Below are 15,856 nucleotides of genomic sequence, written 5' to 3'. Positions count from 1 at the left end.
CGGTGCAGGAGTCCCCGGCGGTCGAGTCCGACCTGCCCCTCCGACATCTCTGGAGCCCCTCTGTGACACCACTCCCGCGCGCCTCGGCGCGCCGCCACCTGTCCCTGCTCGTCGCCGCGTCGCTCGTGGCCGGCGCCGGCCTCGTCGGCCTCGCGGCCCCGGTCGAACCCGCGGCCGCAGCACCGGTCGACGCGACCGCCGGCTCCCTCAGATGGGGGATCGACGCCGACTACCGGGCGACCTTCGCGAACTACCGCACGGCCACGGCCCCCGCCTCGTTCGTCGACGACCTCGCGACCTTCCCGCTCTCGGGCGGCACGTGGGACGACGCCTCCCAGCAGGGCGAGCTCGCCTTCTCGGGCACCGCGCGCATCGGCTACGTGCTCGGCAGCGACGCCCAGGTCGGCACGGCCCAGGGCAACTACGTGCACCTCGGCTCCCCCACGGTCTCGATCTCCGGGGGCGTCGCCACGATCTCCGGCACCACCGCCGGTTCGTCGCACGACCTGAACCCGGCCCTGCCGACGGCGGCGAAGGCCACGCGCACGTTCGCGACGGTCGACCTCTCGGCCGTGCAGGCCGTCAGCACGCCGACCGCCATCACCTGGACCGCCGCCCCCGCCGCGATCACCGCGCAGGGCGCCCAGGTGCTCGCGCTGCTCGAGGGCTCCGACGCCTCGCAGACGCCTCAGGTGCGCGCGACCGGCTCGTCGCTCGACCCCGTCACGATCACGGTCGACCGCACGCTCGCGGCCGAGCCCGAGCCCGAGCCCGAGCCCGAGCCCGAGCCGACCCCCGACCCCGAGCCGACGCCCGACCCGACCGCGGACCCCGACCCCGTCACGACGCTCGAAACGACCACGAAGGTCGCGGCGACGACCCCGGCCCCGGTCGTCGCGCCTGCCCCCTCGACCTTCACCGCGACGGTCGCCTCCGACGGCACGTCGACGCCCACCGGCGCCGTCGCCTTCAGCGCGACCCCGGCCGGCTCCACGACGCCGGTCGACCTCGGCACCGCTCCCCTCGTCGACGGCGTCGCCACGCTGACGACGCCCCTCGCGCCCGGCGGCCACGCGATCTCGGCCGCCTACGCGGGCGGCACCTCCGGCAGCACCGCGTTCCGCGCCTCCTCGGCTCCGCTGATGGGCACCGGCCAGGGCGCGACCTCAGCAGCCAACTGGTCCGTCGTCGACGCGACGCAGCCCGCGGCCTGCACGCCGGGCAGCGCGGCCGTCGCCACCTCCGACGACGTCACGGCCCGCTGGGGCTGGTCGACCTACAGCTCCGGCTGGACCAAGACCGCAGGAGGCGGCATCTCGCTCGCCGAGGACGGCCAGACCTTCGCGCTCACCGGCGGCACCGCCATCGGCGACGCGGACTGCGTCGTCGTCGACTTCACCGGCACGATGAGGGTCGCGGCGTACGCGAGCTTCTTCCCGCCCGCCGGCCAGTGGGTCGAGCTCGTCGACCCGTCGCTGTCGATCGCCTCCGACGGCACCGGCACCTGGAGCGCCGGCGTCCGCACCGGCGTCGGCGCGGAGAACGCCTCCGCACCGGTCGAGACCGTCGTCGCCGCCGTGACCGGGGCCGCGTTCCCCGACCTCGCCGCCGACGGAGAGCTCACCGCTCCCCTGGCCTACGAGGGCACGACCGCGCAGGGCACCTGGAGCCGCGACTTCGACGACGCCTGGTCGAACGCCTTCGTGCTGCAGGTCCCGAGCGCCGTGCGCGCCTTCTACTACACGTCGGGCACCACGGCCGCGAACGCGACCAAGCCGCCGTCGCCCGTCTCGCTCGCCTGGGGCGCCGCACCCGTGACGACGCCCGAGCCCGAGACGCCCGACCCCGAGGTCCCCGGCACCGAGCCCGAGGCCGGGCAGGGCAACCTCGCCTGGGGCTTCAAGGACTCCTGGCGCGGCTACCTCGCGACCGTCGCGGCCGGCACGACGGCGGTCTCCGGAGGCGCCACCGTCGCCCCCGACGGGCGCTTCGTCTTCGACCAGGTCGACGGCGGCGACTTCGACCCCGCCACGGGGCTCGGCACCATCCGCTACACGGGCGCCGTGCTCTTCACGAGCGCCTCGCACGGCTTCAGCATCGGCTTCGCCGACCCGTGGGTGACGACGACCGCCGACGGCGGCTCGGTGCTCACCGCCCGCACCTCGACCAACGACACGGCCGGCCTCGACTCGACCGGGCGGATCGAGCTCGTCCGCCTGGCGCAGAGCACGGCGGTCCCGAGCGCGACGAACCAGAGCACCGCGACCGGCGCTCCCGCCGTGAGCCTGCTCGCCGCCCTCGACGCCGCCGCGGCGCCGACCGCCCGCTGGGACTCGGTCGCGGGCACCTTCAGCGACACCCTGTCGCCCGCTGGCTGGGCGCAGTACCGCGGGCAGGCCGCCGACCCCGTCTCGTTCGGCTTCCGCACCGCGGTCGCCGAGCCCGGCGGCGACACCCCGATCGTCGCCCCGCTGCCCGGAGGAGGCGCGGGCACCGGCCCCGGGAACGGCGTCGTCCCGACCGGCACCGGCACGCCGACCGGCGCGGCCGCCGAGCAGGACCGCTGCGTCGCCCGCGCGGTCAGCGGCGCGACCCTCAGCTGGGGCGTCAAGGAGAGCTACCGCTCGTACATCACGGGACCGATCGCGAAGGGCGCAGTGTCCCTCGACGGCGTGACCACCACCTCCGGCGGGGCTTATGCCTGGTCGGGCGGCTCGGGCTCGGTGAACACCGAGGCCGGCCGCGGCTCGGCGAGCTGGCGCGGCGGAGTCCACTTCACCGGCCACGGAGGCTCGCTCGACATGACGATCTCGGCACCGCGCGTGCAGCTCGTCTCGGGCAGCCAGGCGACCCTCGTCGTCGACATGACGAGCAAGCCGCTCGCCGGCGGGGCCGCCGTCACGACGAAGGGCCTCGCCCTGGCGACCCTCGCCCTCGGCCAGGGCTCGCGGACGGCCACGGACAGCGCCCTCGGCTGGTCGGGCGTGCCCGCCACGCTCACCGCGGCCGGCGCCGTCGCGTTCGGCGACTTCTACGAGGCGGGCGAGGCGCTCGACCCCGTGTCGTTCTCGATGCCGCTCGGCGCCACCGTCGCCTGCGACGGCAGCACCGCACCGGCGGGGTCCGCCCTCGCGTTCACGGGCGGCGACCAGGGCCTCGGCGGCCTGCTGCTCGGGTCGCTGCTGCTGCTCACCGGGCTCGGGATGGTGGCCGTGCGCCGTCGTCGCGCCGGTGCGCTCGAGGGTGCAGCTGTGCTCGAGGCCTCCCGTGCCTGAGGCTCGGGTGCGCCGTGCGGACGGCGCGCGCACTGCCGGCGGCGCGCGTGCCGCAGGCGCCGCTCGGCGCCGCACCGCCGCGGTGGTCGTCGGGGCTCTCGCCCTGGCGGCCGCCGCGGCGGTGCTGCCGGCCCCCTCGGGGGCCGTCGCCGGTGCTGCCGCCGCGACGGGCGCCTCCTCGTGCACCGTCTCGGGGGCGACCCTGAGCTGGGGCGTGAAGGAGTCGTTCCGGTCGTACATCAGCGGATCGATCGCCAAGGGCGCCTGGACGCCCGAGGGAGGCGCGACCTACGCGACGCCGTCGTTCGGCTGGTCCTCCGGAGCAGGCCAGCTCGGCGACCCGACGGCCGGTGCGGCCGGCGACGTCGCGTTCGGCGGCAGCGTCCGCTTCACCGGCCACCAGGGCGTGCTCGACACGACCATCGCCGACCCGGTGCTGCGCTTCACGTCGGCCACCTCGGCCCAGCTGCTGCTCGACGTGGCCGGCACGACGCAGGAGGGGGTGGCCGTCAGCTCGCCCGACGTCCCTTTCGCCGACGTCGACCTCAGCGCCTCGCCCGTCGATCCGTCCACGGGAGCGCTCTCGTTCGCGGGGGCGCCGACGACGCTGACCGCCGAGGGAGCCGCCGCGTTCGGCAGCTACGAGCCGGGCACTGCACTCGACCCGCTGACCGCGGACGTGCCGGTCGCCTGCACCGCACCGGTCGACGCCGAGGAGGCGGCGGTCGCCTCCGAGGACGAGGCCGACGCGTCGCCGACGGCCACGTCCGCCCCTGCGGCGGCGGGCTCGCCGGACGCGAGCACCGGCACCGCGACGGACACCGGCCCGACGCCGGCCGCCCTGGCCTGGTCGGCGGTCGCCGCGGCGGCGCTGCTCGGGGCGCTCGCGTGGCTCCTCGTGCGCCGTCGTCGGCGGGCCGCCGGCGCCTCGACGACCGGCGGCTCGACCGACAGCTCGACGACGGGAACGTCCCACACCGCGCACGACGACGAGAAGGAGACATCGTGACCACCACCGCCGCACCTCCCCCCACGATCGCCGCCGAGCCCCTGGGCGCGCCCCGCGCCTCCCTCGGCGACACGACCGTCGACGAGCTCGATCCGGCCGTGCCGCCGGCCCCCGTCCCGTTCTCGGAGCGGCTGCGCACCCGCACGCGCAGCGGCCACGGCACCAGCAGCCGGGCGGGGTTCATGTCCGACCTGATGCGCGGCACCTGCACCAGGGACGACCTCGTCCGCCTCCTCGCCCAGTACTGGCACGTGTACCGAGCGCTCGAGCAGGCGGCCGTCGGCGCGGCAACGCACCCGGTCGCGGGCGCGTTCGTGACCTACCGACTGACACGGCTGCCGTCGCTCGAGGCCGACCTGGCACACCTGGCCGGCCCCGGCTGGCGCGACCGTCTCGACGCCGTGCCCGCGACGGTCGAGTACGTCGACCGCCTCCGGGGCCCTGCCTCGTCGTCGCCGACCGCGTTCGTCGCGCACCACTACACGCGCTACCTCGGCGACCTGTCGGGCGGGCAGCACATCGGCCGTGCCCTGCGGCAGCGCTACGGGCTGCTCGACGAGGCGACGACGTTCTTCACCTTCGACGGCGTCCCCGACCCGACCGCCTTCAAGGACGAGTACCGCGCCCGGCTCGACTCCCTCCCCTGGGGCGAGGAAGACGAGGAGGCGATGGTCACGGAGGTCCTGCACGCCTACGACCTGAACGCCCGCCTCCTCGCGGAGCTCGACGCCGAGCGCGGCCTCGGGGCTGCGCCGGGCCCGGCCACTGCGGGCCCGTCCACTGCCGTCGCGACGGGAGCCTCCTCGTGAGCCGCGCCGACGCCGACGCCCGTCGGCTGCCCTTCGGCGACGACGTGGTCGAGGCGGTGCTGGCGCACATGCGCGACGACCACGCCTCCGACGGGGTCGTCATCGTGGGTCGACACGGGGCCGCGGGGGCGACGGCCGCGCTGATGCTCGGGTTCGACGCGCTCGAGACGACCTGGTCGGTCACCGACGCCGACGGCGTCGAGGGAGTGCTCACCGTGCCGTGGCCCGCGCCGATCACGGACCGCGCGTCCGTGCGACGGCAGGTGGTCGAGCTGTTCGACGGCCGCTGACGCCCGCGGCCGCGCCGGGCCGGTGGCGGTCGCGGCCGGGTGTGCCGACGCGAAAACGACGAAACAACGCGGGCCCCGCGTCCCTTCGTCGCTTTGGCGTCGGGACCCGGGCGGCACCGGGCGCCGGACGCGTCGGCACCCGGCGGCGGCCGTCGGCGCGCCTACGCGGCGTCTGCCAGCGCGCCCCCGAGGAAATCGGCGAGCGCCGCCGTCGCCGACACCGACGACTCCCGCTCGACGTCCGGGTTGTAGTTCGTGTTCGTGTTGACGTCGTAGGGCACGACGCGGCCGTCGACCGTCTCGATGAACTCGACGCCGGCCACCTCGATGCCCTGCGCGGCGAGGAACTCCTCGAGCCGGACCACGAGCGGGTGCTCGGCCGTCACCGACGGACGCACCGCGAACGGCGCCCAGGTCGCCGGGTCCTCACCCGCCGGGACGACGCAGGCGTCCGCCGGGCACAGCTCGAAGCTGCCGGCGGACGTGTCGACCCTGACCGCGTAGACGAAGCGGCCGCCCACGAACTCGGCGCGGGTGACGAACGGCTCCTCGGCCTGCAGGTACTCCTGCAGCAGCGTGACGCCGTCGGCGGGCTGCTCGAAGTCGGGGCCGTCGACGTACGCGTCGAACGACTCGTGGTCGTCGAACCGGCGGACCCCGATGCCCTTGCCGCCTTGGTTGTGCTTCGTGATGAACGGCGTCGGCAGCTCGCGCGCTCGCTCCTTGAGGTCGGCGGTGCCGAACACCGCGACCGTCCGCGGCACGTCGAAGCCGTGCGCCGACAGAGCCAGGTACTGCGCGACCTTGCTCACCTCGAGCTCGACCACGCCGCTGCCGTTGACGACCCGGCGACCGTGCCGCTCGGCCCAGCGCAGGGTCGCGCGCGCCACCTCCTTCGCCGTCGCCCTGCCGCGGGTCGCGGCCGACGCGCTCAGACGCGACCAGAACACCCCCGCAGGAGGCGCGGCCGACAGGTCGAAGGAGGTCCCGTCGAGCAGGTGCTCAGCGTGCGGCACCCCCGCGGCGTCGAGCGCGGCGAGCAGCGGCGGCAGCCACTCCTCGTTGTCGTGCAGCACGTGGACGACGGGTGCCAGCTCGGCGGTGTCCGGGTCGGGGGAACTCATCCCCCCACCCTGCCCGCCGCCGCCGACACCCGCACGACGGTGACGAAGCGTGACGTGACGCGAGGTCGTGCAGGCTGCGGTCGAGGACGGCGAATAGCCTGTCCTCGACCGTCGTCCGGGAAGGAGGCACGATGACCACGACGTCCGTCGCCTCGTGTGCACGCTCGTCGTCGTCGCGCCGCAACTCGGACATGCCCGCCCGTGGCTAGGAACCGGGGCCGCGCCCGTGAGGCCAGGGTCGTCGCGACGCCGCCGCCCCCGCCGAACCCCCGCAGCCTGGCCGTCCTCGGTCTGATCCTCGCCTGCGTCGCCGGTCCCGTCGGCGTCGTCGTCAGCGTGGTCGCCCTGCTCCGCGCTCGCCGGGCAGGCGAGAAGGACACCGTCGCCCTCGTCGGGATCATCGTCGGCCTCGCGACGACCGCCGCGTTCATCGCCGGGGTCGTCTACTTCCAGGCCGTGTTCGCCGGCCAGGCTGGTGTCTGCGCCGACCTCGGCCCGGGCGTCCACGAGGGCGCGTCCGGCACCTTCACCTGCCCCGCCGTCTAGCTCGTGTCAGGCGTGCCGTCCCGGCCGACGGTCGCCTCGAGGCGGGCACCGTCAGAGCACGCTGAACAGGGCGACGAAAGCCGCGGCCCCGACGGCCGTGAGCCCGACGGCGAGCGCACGCTCCCGCCACCCGTCGAGTCGCCGGACCACGACCCAGCCGAGAGCCGTGACGCCCACGGCGATGCTGATCAGCCACCAGGTCGTCCCGGTCGTGTCGGCGACACGGACCATGCCGGAGACGCCGTCGCCGATCATCACGGCGGCGAGGACCGCGATCCCCGCCGCACGGAGCACGGGGCTCCGCGACCACCACCACAGCCCGGCGAGCCCGATGACCGGCCCGGCCAGGGTCGCCGCCGTGAACCAGAAGTCGCCCGGACCGTACGAGTCGGGGAAGCCCCGCAGGGTGGACACGACCACGTAGCCCTGGACCGCGGCGTGGAAGACGACGAGACCGAGCCCGGCTGCCGTCCCCCACCTCCGGGCGCTCGGCCTGCGGGTGACCACAACGACCGTCGCGAAGGTGAGGATCGTCCAGCCGCCGCTCGAGTTCGCGAACGAGCTCAGCCCGCCGGGCAGGTACTGCTGGCCGGGTGAGGTCGCACCGCCGAGCACGAGCCCCACGGCCGCGCCGAGCAGCCACCACGCGAGGGTCGTCACCAGTGAACGGGTCATCCAGCGAGCATCACAGGTCGGCGGCCGCGCGCCGACCCTCTCGCGCGGACGATGCTCGCCATCCTGGAGGAGGACCCGCTCGCGGCCCGGCCCTTGAGCCGGCGAGGGGGCCCGACGTACGGTGGAGAGGTCGACGACGACGAGGGGACCACGACGATGGACGACGAGACGAACCGCGACCAGGGGCGACTCCGGCTGCAGAAGCCGACGTTCCGCGGCTCCTCCGTGGGCTGGGGCATCGCCGCGGTCGTGTGGCTGTCCTGCGTGGTGAGCGTCATCGTGAGGATGGCGACCGACGAGGGCGGCGCAGCCCTCGTGGACGTGCTGATCCTCGTCGCGCTGCTCGTCGCCACGGCCGTCTGCGTGACGGGCACCGTCGCGACGATCCGGCACCCTCGCCCCGCGCCTCCGGCCGTCAAGGACTAGCTCAGGCGGAGCGCCTTGGCCAGGAGCCGCCCTACGACGGCGAGCTCGTCCTGGTCGAGCGTGCTGAGCGGACCGTGCGCGATGACGGCGTCGATCATGGCTTCCCTGACGTCCGTGCCTCGCTCCGTGAGCGAGACGACCCTCTGCCGACTATCCGACGAGTCGGGCAGGCCTCGAGTCCCCTGACGGCCGCTCGCGGCGGTTCAGGCCAAGCTCGTCCAGACGGTCTTCGTCTCGAGGTAGCTCTCGAGGTTGGCGTGCCCCATGTCGCGGCCGTAGCCCGACTGCTTGTAGCCGCCGAACGGTGCAGCGGCGTCGGTCTGGCCGTACATGTTGATGTAGACGGTGCCGGCCTGGAGCAGCCGCGCCAAGCGGTTCGCCCGGGCGATGTCGCGGGTCCAGATGCCGGCAGCCAGACCGTAGGGCGAGTCGTTCGCGCGTCGAGCGATGTCCTCGAGGTCGTCGAACGGCTGGGCGACGACGACGGGGCCGAAGATCTCCTCGCGCACGGCGGTGAAGGTGTCGTCGACGTCGGTGAGGACGGTCGGCTGCACGTAGTAGCCGCGGTCGTCGACCCCGCGGGGCATGCTCGACCCGCCGGCGGCGAGGGTCGCACCCTGCTCGAGCGCGCCGTCGATGTACCCGCGGACGCGCTCGTGCTGGCGATCGCTGATGACGGGCCCGAGGTCGCTGCCCTCGGCGAGGCCGTGTCCGATCCGCATGCCCGAGGCGATCTCGCTCAGCCGGCCGACCACGTCGTCGAACGACTTCCGCTCGACGTAGAGCCGGGTGCCGGCGGAGCAGGCCTGACCCGCGTTGCCGAAGATGGACGCGGCGCCGAGCGCGGCCTCCTCGACGGGGCTGTCGGCGAAGACGATGTTCGGGCTCTTGCCGCCGAGCTCGAGGGTGACGCGCTTGACCTGCGACGCCGCCCTCTGCGCGATGCGGATGCCGACGGCGGTCGAGCCGGTGAAGGCGACCTTGTCCACGCCCGGGTGGTCGACGAGCGCCTCCCCCGCCTCGGCGCCGAAGCCGGTGAGGATGTTCAGCACCCCCGGCGGGATGCCGGCCTCGAGAGCCAGCTCGCCGAACCGCATCGCGGTGAGCGGAGTGTTCTCGGCCGGCTTCAGCACGATCGTGCAGCCCGCGGCGAGCGCCGGGGCGATCTTCCACATGGCCATCAGCAGCGGGAAGTTCCACGGCACGATCTGCGCCACGACGCCGACGGGCTCGCGCTCGGTACGGACCATGGTGTCGGGCACCGACACGGGGATCGTGTTCCCTTCTATCTTCGAGGCCCAGCCGGCGAAGTAGTCGAGGTGCTTCACCGCCAGCGGAAGGTCTCCCGCGACGACGGCCCCACGCAGCTTGCCGCCGTCGAGCACCTCCAGGGCGACGATCTCGTCGGCATGCTCCTCGAGCAGGCGGGCGAAGCGCTCGATGCGGCGCCCGCGGTCGAGGGCGGACATGGTCCGCCACGGCGCGCCCGGCTCGAACGCACGACGCGCCGCACCGACGGCCCGGTCGGCGTCGAGCGCGTCGCCGGCGGCAGCCACGGCGATCTTCTGCCCGGTGCCCGGGTCGACGACGTCGAGGGTCCGGCCGGACCGGGCCTCCACCAGCTCGCCGTCGATGAGGAGGCGCGGGGGGCGTTCGAGGAACGCGCGGGTGGTGGCGTCGATCTGGTCGTCGACGGTGTGGGGCGCGGCGGTGGTCACGATGTGGGTGCTCCTCGGCGACTCAGGCGTGGTGCAGCGCGTCGAAGGCCGCTGCGGGGAAGGTGGTCGTGGTGTCCCCGAGCTGGAGCGCACGGAACGTCGCGGTCGCCGCCTCCTCGAGGTTCAGGGCCCGACGGAACGCCATCTCGATGCTCTCGCCGAGGGCCGAGCAGCCGTGGTGGCCCATGATGATGCAGTCGTGCTCCGTCGCCTGCTCCGCGGCGGAGTCGGCTAGGGCGTCCGAGCCGTTGGGGTGGAAGTCGGTCCTGCCGACGCTCTTGACGTAGTACGCGTGGTCGAGAGTGAAGAGCCGGACCTGGTGCCCCAGCGCGTCGAGCAGCACGGCGGCCTGCGGGTGCACGTGGACGACGGCGTTCACGTCGCTGCGCACCTGGTAGCTGCGCTGGTGCAGCTTCCACTCGCTCGACGGCTTCTCGGCGCCGCCCAGGTGCTCGCCGTCGAGGCCCATGAGGGCGAACTGCTCCGGGGTCAGCCGGTCGAGCCAGGTGCCGGCGCCGGTCACGACGAACCGGTCCGCGCCCACCCGGGCGGAGAGGTTGCCGCCCGAGGCGAGGACGAGGCCTCGGTCGACGGCGGTGCGGCCCACGTCGATGAGCTCAGCGATCGTCGCGTCGAGGTCGAGGTCGACGTCGGTGGTGGTGGTGGTGGTGGTCACGGTGGTTCCTTCCGAGGAGGCGGTGGCCGGGCGCAGGGCGCACCCGGCCGGACGGGGTGCGGCTAGACGGCGGCGACCAGGGCCGCCTCCTCGTCCGAGATGGCCCGGGCCTCGTCCCGCTCGGCGTCGTTCTGCCGCAGGAAGAAGGTCAGGACGAAGCCGACCAGGTAGAACGACGCGATGATCCAGACGGTCCCCTGGACGCCGAGCGGGGTCACCAGGCCGGCGATGACGGGCCCGGCGAACTGGCTGAGGCCGGCGCCCAGGTTGAGGATCGCGACCGCGGCCGCCTTGTTGCGCGGGGCCAGGAGCGGGACGACCGCCGACAGAGGCACGAACATGCCGAGGGCGAGACCGTAGAAGATGCCGATGACGAGCGTGACGCCGAAGGCCGGGCCCAGGGCCGTGGGCACGTAGAACAGCGCGAGGACGGTCGCGAAGCAGCCGATGCCGCCCGCCCACGCGATGACGTTGATGCGGCCGATCCAGTCGCTGAGGTACCCCGAGATGAGGTTGGCGGCCACGTTGGCCGCGAGCATCGTGCCCCAGATGACCTGCCATTGCCCCTGCGTGAAGCCGATCTCGCGGACCATGTAGGTGCTGAGGAACACGACGAAGGCGTAGAACGACAGCGTGTTGATGATGCGCACGACTCCGCCGATCCCGACCTTGGGTCGTGATCCGACGATCGTGATGCTGCTGACGACTCCCCGGACGCTGTTGCTCAGGGTGACCGGCTCGCGGACGGGATTTCGCAGCAGGAACGCGACCATCAGGCCGCCGACGGTGACGAAGGCCAGCGACGTCCAGAGGGTGCCGAGCTCGCCGAGGGTGCCGATGACCGCGCCGGCGAAGTACGAGCTGATCACGCCGAGGCCGAGCGTGGAGAAGAACCAGTACCAGCCGACCGCCCTGCCCATCACCGGCTCGGGGGTGCCCATCGTCACCCACACCAGGAACCCGTACGAGAACATCGGGTAGCCGAGGCCTCGGATGCCGAACGCCAGGAGCATGACCGCGAAGTTCTGCTGCATGACCCCCAACAGCAGGAACACGATCTCGAAGACGAACCAGATGCCGAATCCGAGCATCATCACCCGCTTCGGGCCCCAGGCCTCGGCGAGTGCCCCGCTGAGCCAGGCGGCGACCGCGACGACGATGCCGTACACCGAGAAGAGCAGGGCGATGTCCCCGTTCGAGAAGCCGAGTTCGTCCAGGTAGGGCGAGAGGAACCCCGCCTCGATGCCGTCGCCCACCATGAAGATCGTGACGGCGACGAAGCCCCAGGCGATGGGGCGGGAGATTCCCTGGGTGCGCAGCAGCCGCGCGAAGCGGCCCTCGCTGACGGGGGCGGGGGTGCTGACCATGTCGTACTCCTCGTTGAGTGGATCGGTGGCCGACCTGATGGTGAACATATGTTCAAGGTTCTGAACCGATGCACTTATCCTGGGGCGGCACGGCGTCGGTGTCAAGCGGGTGGGAAGATGGCCAGATGCTCCTGGGTCGCGTCGCACGCATGTACTACGAGCTCGGCATGACGCACCAGGAGATCGCGACGGCCCTGGGGCTGTCGCGCATCCGGGTGACACGGCTGCTCGCCGATGCGCGGGCACAGGGAATCGTCGAGATCACGGTGCACAGCGACGAGCCGCTCTTCGCCGACGAGCAGCATGCCCTCACGGACCGGTTCGGCCTCTCCCAGGTGTGGCTCTCGCCGTCGATCGGCGACCAGCAGAAGGACGCCCGCTCGTTCGCGACGGTCGGGGCCGAGGCCGTCGAGTCGGTCACCGACGGAGAGACCGTCGTCGCCCTGAGCCTGTCGAGCGCCGTCGCGGCGGCCGTCGCGGCGTTCGGGGACCATCCCCGGCCGGGCGCGGAGTTCGTCCCTCTGGGCGGCTCCACGGGCGGTCGCGCCGTCGCCTCCAATCCCCACGAACTCGCGCTGCAGCTCGCCGCCCGCACCGGCGGGCAGGCCTTCCACGTCCCCGCGCCACTGGTGGCCGCGACGCAGGAGGCAGCGCGCCTCGCCCTCAGTGATCCGTCGGTGAGAGCCGTGATGACACGCGCCGCCGAGGCGGACGTCATGATCTCCGGCCTCGGCGGGATGTCCCTGGGCGAAGGCCTGCTCCTGCCCTCCCTCGACGAGGAGGTGCGGAACGACCTGACGAAGAGGGGCGCGGTCGGCGACCTCGCGGGCCGGTACTTCGACCGCTCGGCCCGCCCGATCGACAGCGATCTCGACCGCCGCGTGGTGAGCCTCACCCTCGACGCCCTGCGGCGCATCCCGCGTCGCCTCGTCATCGCTCGCGGGCCCGCCAAGGTCGAGCCCCTCCGGGCCGCGCTCGAGGGCGGCCTCGCGACGGCCCTGGTCACCGACGTCGAGACCGCCCGGGTGCTCCTGCGCTGACGAGCGGGCGCGGACGGGTCAGGACGACACGGCTGCCGCGAGGTCGCGCTGGTTCGCGACGGCTCGGACGGGCTCGTCCGCGTGCCACGCCCGCAGCGCCTCCGCCGCGATCCTCGAGTGCTCAACGATGACGTCGTCGGAGGCGCCGGCGATGTGGGGCGTCAGGGTCACGTTCTCGAAGGTCCGCAGTTCGGACTCCGCGGGCAGCGGCTCCTGGTAGTAGACGTCGAAGCCGGCGCCTGCGATGCGCCGCTCGCGCAAGGTGTCCATCAGCGCCTCCTCCTGGATGATCGCGGCCCGGCCTGCGTTGACGAGGAACGCGTGGGGCTGCATCATCGCGAGCTCCGCCGCCCCGATCAGGCCCTCGGTCTCCGGCATCAGCGGCACGTGCACGGTGACGACGTCTGAGGTCGACATGACCTCCTCGAGCGACACCACGGTCGCCTCCGAGCCGAAGTGGTCCGCCGGCAGGAACGGGTCGTAGACCTTGACCGTCATGCCGAAGCCGCGGGCGCGCCGCAGCACGCGCGCACCGACGGCTCCGCCGCCGAGGATGCCCAGCGTCCGGCCGCCGAGGCCGATGCTGCGGAAGCGCTCGTAGGGCTCGAAGACGTCCTCCTCGCTCCAGTGGCCGTCCCGCAGCCAGCGCTCGGCGGCGCTCACGTGGCGGACGGTGTCCAGCAGGAGGGCGAAGCTGAGGTCGGCGGTGACCTCGGCGTTGCGTCCCGGCGTCGTCGCGACGGGGATGCCCCTGGCGGAGCAGGCGGCGAGGTCGACGTTGACGGGCGCGGCGCGGCACGAGACCACGAAGCGGAGCTGCGGCGCCGCGGCGAGGGTCGCGGCGTCGACGAGGTCGAGCTCGGCCACGATCGCGTCGGCCTCCGCCAGCTCGGTGCCGAGCCCTCGGTCGGCCAAGCTCGTGCCGTCCGTGCGCGGGGCGACCGTGCGGACGGTGAAGACGTCGCCGAGCGAGGCGGCGACGTCGGCGTCGAACGACGCCGTGACGAGGACTGTGGGCTTGTCGCTGGTGGTCATGGTTCCTCCTAGTGGTGTGACGGGGCTAGCTCGGGCCGTTCGGCCACGAGATCCGGGACCAGGCCACGGAGCACCCGCAGCTCGGGCCAGGAGGGGCGGAGCGCGTCGCGGGTCGCGATGAAGGTCGAGAAGGCGCGGCGATAGAGCTCGGCCCTCTCGGCGCGGGGGGCGAACCGGGTGGTCGTCGGCGCGAGCGCGGCGACGCCGCTCGTGAGGTCGCCGAAGACCCCGGCGGCGACCCCTGCGAGCGTCGCCGCGCCGCGTGCACCGACCTCGGGGGCATCCTGACGCACGACGGTCCGGCCGGAGACGTCGGCGAGAACGCGACAGAAGAGGTCGGAGTCGGAGCCTCCCCCGCAGATCGCGAGCACGCCGTCCAGCCGCAGGACGTCGAGGCACTCCGTCAAGGCGAACGCGAGTCCCTCGTAGACGCTGCGGAGCAACTCCGCCGACGACGTCGTGACGCTCATCCCGAGCCAGGCGGCCGAGGCAGCGCCGTCGGAGAACGGGGCGCGCTCGCCGCTGGGCGAGCCGTACGGCAGGTAGAGGACGCCGCCGCTGCCGGGCGGCACCCCGGCGGCGGCGCGCTCGATGTCGGCCCAGTCCTCGGCCCCCCGGCCGAGGCACTCGCGGACCCAGTCGAGGTTGGGCGTCCCCGTCATCGGCGCGAGCGACTCGAGCACCTGACGGCCTCGGCCGGTGGCCAGGACGATGCTCTGGTCGGACCGGACGTGGTCGCGGGACGGGTGGTTGACGCCGACGAAGCCGGTCGTCCCGAGGATCGCGTAGCCATCGCCGTCGGCCACCGCACCGATGCCGACGCCTGCGGCGGCCGTGTCGACGAGCCCGACAGCCACCGGGATCCCCTCCGACAGGCCTACGACGTCGGCGACGTGCCGGGTGAGGCGACCGGCGACGGACGACGGGGACAGGACCGGTGCGAGCCAGCCGGCCACCTCCTCCTGCGCCACCTGTCCGAAGAGCTGGCCGGAGTACTCGAGCGTCGCCGTGTCGAAGTAGGTGCGAGAGGCCTCGCTGGGGTCGGTCGCCCTTTTGCCGGTGAGACGGAACCGCAGCCAGTCCTTGCAGTTCAGCTGGTGGACGCCGCGGTCGCGATCGAGCGATCCGTCGGCGTCCAAGGCGTCGACGAGCACGGGGAGAGCCCCCGGGAACAGCGGGGATCCGGTGGCCTCGGCCACCGCGGCGCCGCGACCGTCAGCCGACCACGCTTCGACCACGCTGGAGGCGCGACCGTCGAGCCAGAGCGCGGCGGGGCGCAGCGGCCGGCCGTCGTCACCGACGAGCCAGGCGCCGTCACCCTGGCCCGTGAGGCCGATGGCGATGACGTCCCCGCTCAGCTCGCCGAGCTGGTCGACCACAGCGCTGACGGTGAAGGCGGTGGCCTGCCACACCCTCTCCATGTCGACCTCGGCCTCGCCCCGGGGCCCTCGTGTGATGTGCACGGTCGATCGGGCGACGCCGACGATCGACCCGTCGAGCGTGAAGGCCACGGTCTTGACCGACGTGGTGCCCGCGTCGATGCCGAGGATGATCTGGGTGCGTCGTTGCACATGGACTCCGATGTCTCCGCTGCACTGGGAACAATTGTTCGTAAGCTGATCTGTTGTTCAGCCTACGCCCTCGTCGTCATGTCGCCAAGACGCTTGTGGAGTTCTCGCATCGAGGTGGCCAGCCCAGGGTCGTGGGAGGCCACGACAGAACCGAGGCACTGCCCAGGGTGCGTGCAGCTCGGCGCCGAGACCTCCGCCGGGGGGCGTCCACGTCGAGCGAAGGACGAGCAACCCCGAGAAATGAAGAAAGCCTGGCTCATGGCCAGGCTTTCCCTTGTGTTCTGTGCGCCTGGAG

Annotated in this window: 14 protein-coding genes; 7 read left to right on the top strand and 7 right to left on the bottom strand. The window is 73.4% G+C overall.

The features are described from left to right. Positions 1–62: 62 nt before the first annotated feature. From IFT77_RS17350 to IFT77_RS14165, 4 genes are read left to right on the top strand one after another with little or no spacing between them, the layout of a single operon-like run. Entirely contained in the window at positions 63–3,275 is a 3,213-nt protein-coding gene (locus IFT77_RS17350) for an HtaA domain-containing protein (protein ID WP_192170335.1), read from the top strand. After that, on the top strand, positions 3,268–4,284 hold the full coding sequence (locus IFT77_RS14175) for an HtaA domain-containing protein (RefSeq protein WP_192170334.1): 1,017 nt from the start codon (positions 3,268–3,270) through the stop codon (positions 4,282–4,284). Before IFT77_RS17350 ends, IFT77_RS14175 begins: the two co-directional genes overlap by 8 nt. Next, on the top strand, positions 4,281–5,093 hold the full coding sequence (locus IFT77_RS14170; RefSeq protein WP_371741072.1) for a heme oxygenase (biliverdin-producing): 813 nt from the start codon (positions 4,281–4,283) through the stop codon (positions 5,091–5,093). The genes IFT77_RS14175 and IFT77_RS14170 overlap by 4 nt, the downstream gene beginning before the upstream one ends. Beyond that, positions 5,090–5,383, top strand: a complete 294-nt coding sequence (locus IFT77_RS14165; RefSeq protein ID WP_197980863.1) for a DUF2470 domain-containing protein — start codon at positions 5,090–5,092, stop codon at positions 5,381–5,383. The genes IFT77_RS14170 and IFT77_RS14165 overlap by 4 nt, the downstream gene beginning before the upstream one ends. 161 nt (positions 5,384–5,544) lie before the next feature. On the opposite strand, the gene IFT77_RS14160 is transcribed toward IFT77_RS14165, so the two are convergent. Continuing rightward, positions 5,545–6,507, bottom strand: coding sequence for a RimK family alpha-L-glutamate ligase (locus tag IFT77_RS14160; RefSeq protein WP_192170333.1), 963 nt, complete (start codon positions 6,505–6,507; stop codon positions 5,545–5,547). A gap of 201 nt (positions 6,508–6,708) precedes the next feature. Between IFT77_RS14160 and IFT77_RS14155 the strand changes: the two genes are divergently transcribed. Continuing rightward, positions 6,709–7,053 carry a hypothetical protein gene (locus tag IFT77_RS14155; protein ID WP_192042504.1) on the top strand — a complete coding sequence of 115 codons (345 nt, stop codon included), beginning with the start codon at positions 6,709–6,711 and terminating at the stop codon, positions 7,051–7,053. A 51-nt stretch (positions 7,054–7,104) separates the two neighbouring features. Here the strand turns inward: IFT77_RS14155 and IFT77_RS14150 are convergent, their stop codons facing one another. Beyond that, positions 7,105–7,728 carry a DUF6518 family protein gene (locus IFT77_RS14150; protein ID WP_192170332.1) on the bottom strand — a complete coding sequence of 208 codons (624 nt, stop codon included), beginning with the start codon at positions 7,726–7,728 and terminating at the stop codon, positions 7,105–7,107. Positions 7,729–7,779: 51 nt separating this feature from the next. Between IFT77_RS14150 and IFT77_RS14145 the strand changes: the two genes are divergently transcribed. Further along, positions 7,780–8,154 carry a hypothetical protein gene (locus IFT77_RS14145; protein ID WP_192170331.1) on the top strand — a complete coding sequence of 125 codons (375 nt, stop codon included), beginning with the start codon at positions 7,780–7,782 and terminating at the stop codon, positions 8,152–8,154. Positions 8,155–8,357: 203 nt separating this feature from the next. Here IFT77_RS14145 and IFT77_RS14140 read toward each other — a convergent pair whose 3' ends face one another. The 3 genes from IFT77_RS14140 to IFT77_RS14130 form a co-directional block, all read right to left on the bottom strand. Further along, positions 8,358–9,872: an aldehyde dehydrogenase family protein gene (locus tag IFT77_RS14140; protein ID WP_371741071.1), complete on the bottom strand. Its 1,515-nt coding sequence runs from the start codon at positions 9,870–9,872 to the stop codon at positions 8,358–8,360. A 22-nt stretch (positions 9,873–9,894) separates the two neighbouring features. Then, positions 9,895–10,548 (bottom strand): class II aldolase/adducin family protein, encoded by a 654-nt coding sequence (locus IFT77_RS14135; RefSeq protein WP_371741070.1) that lies wholly within the window; start codon positions 10,546–10,548, stop codon positions 9,895–9,897. A gap of 62 nt (positions 10,549–10,610) precedes the next feature. Continuing rightward, the gene (locus tag IFT77_RS14130; protein WP_192042590.1) at positions 10,611–11,915 is read right to left on the bottom strand and encodes an MFS transporter; all 1,305 of its coding nucleotides are present in this window, start codon (positions 11,913–11,915) and stop codon (positions 10,611–10,613) included. Positions 11,916–12,040: 125 nt separating this feature from the next. Between IFT77_RS14130 and IFT77_RS14125 the strand changes: the two genes are divergently transcribed. Next, complete coding sequence (locus IFT77_RS14125) at positions 12,041–12,955, top strand: sugar-binding transcriptional regulator (RefSeq protein ID WP_192042501.1); 915 nt, start codon at positions 12,041–12,043, stop codon at positions 12,953–12,955. A gap of 18 nt (positions 12,956–12,973) precedes the next feature. On the opposite strand, the gene IFT77_RS14120 is transcribed toward IFT77_RS14125, so the two are convergent. Then, positions 12,974–13,990 carry an NAD(P)-dependent oxidoreductase gene (locus IFT77_RS14120; protein ID WP_192042500.1) on the bottom strand — a complete coding sequence of 339 codons (1,017 nt, stop codon included), beginning with the start codon at positions 13,988–13,990 and terminating at the stop codon, positions 12,974–12,976. Between the two features lie 8 nt (positions 13,991–13,998). Then, positions 13,999–15,561, bottom strand: coding sequence for an FGGY family carbohydrate kinase (locus tag IFT77_RS17280; protein WP_192170330.1), 1,563 nt, complete (start codon positions 15,559–15,561; stop codon positions 13,999–14,001). Positions 15,562–15,856: the final 295 nt, after the last annotated feature.

The organism is Frigoribacterium sp. CFBP 13729 (genome assembly GCF_014841875.1).
In the GTDB taxonomy this organism is placed as follows: Bacteria; Actinomycetota; Actinomycetes; order Actinomycetales; family Microbacteriaceae; genus Frigoribacterium.
Note: the sequence above shows the minus strand (reverse complement) of the source record. Positions and strands in the feature narration are given on the sequence as shown.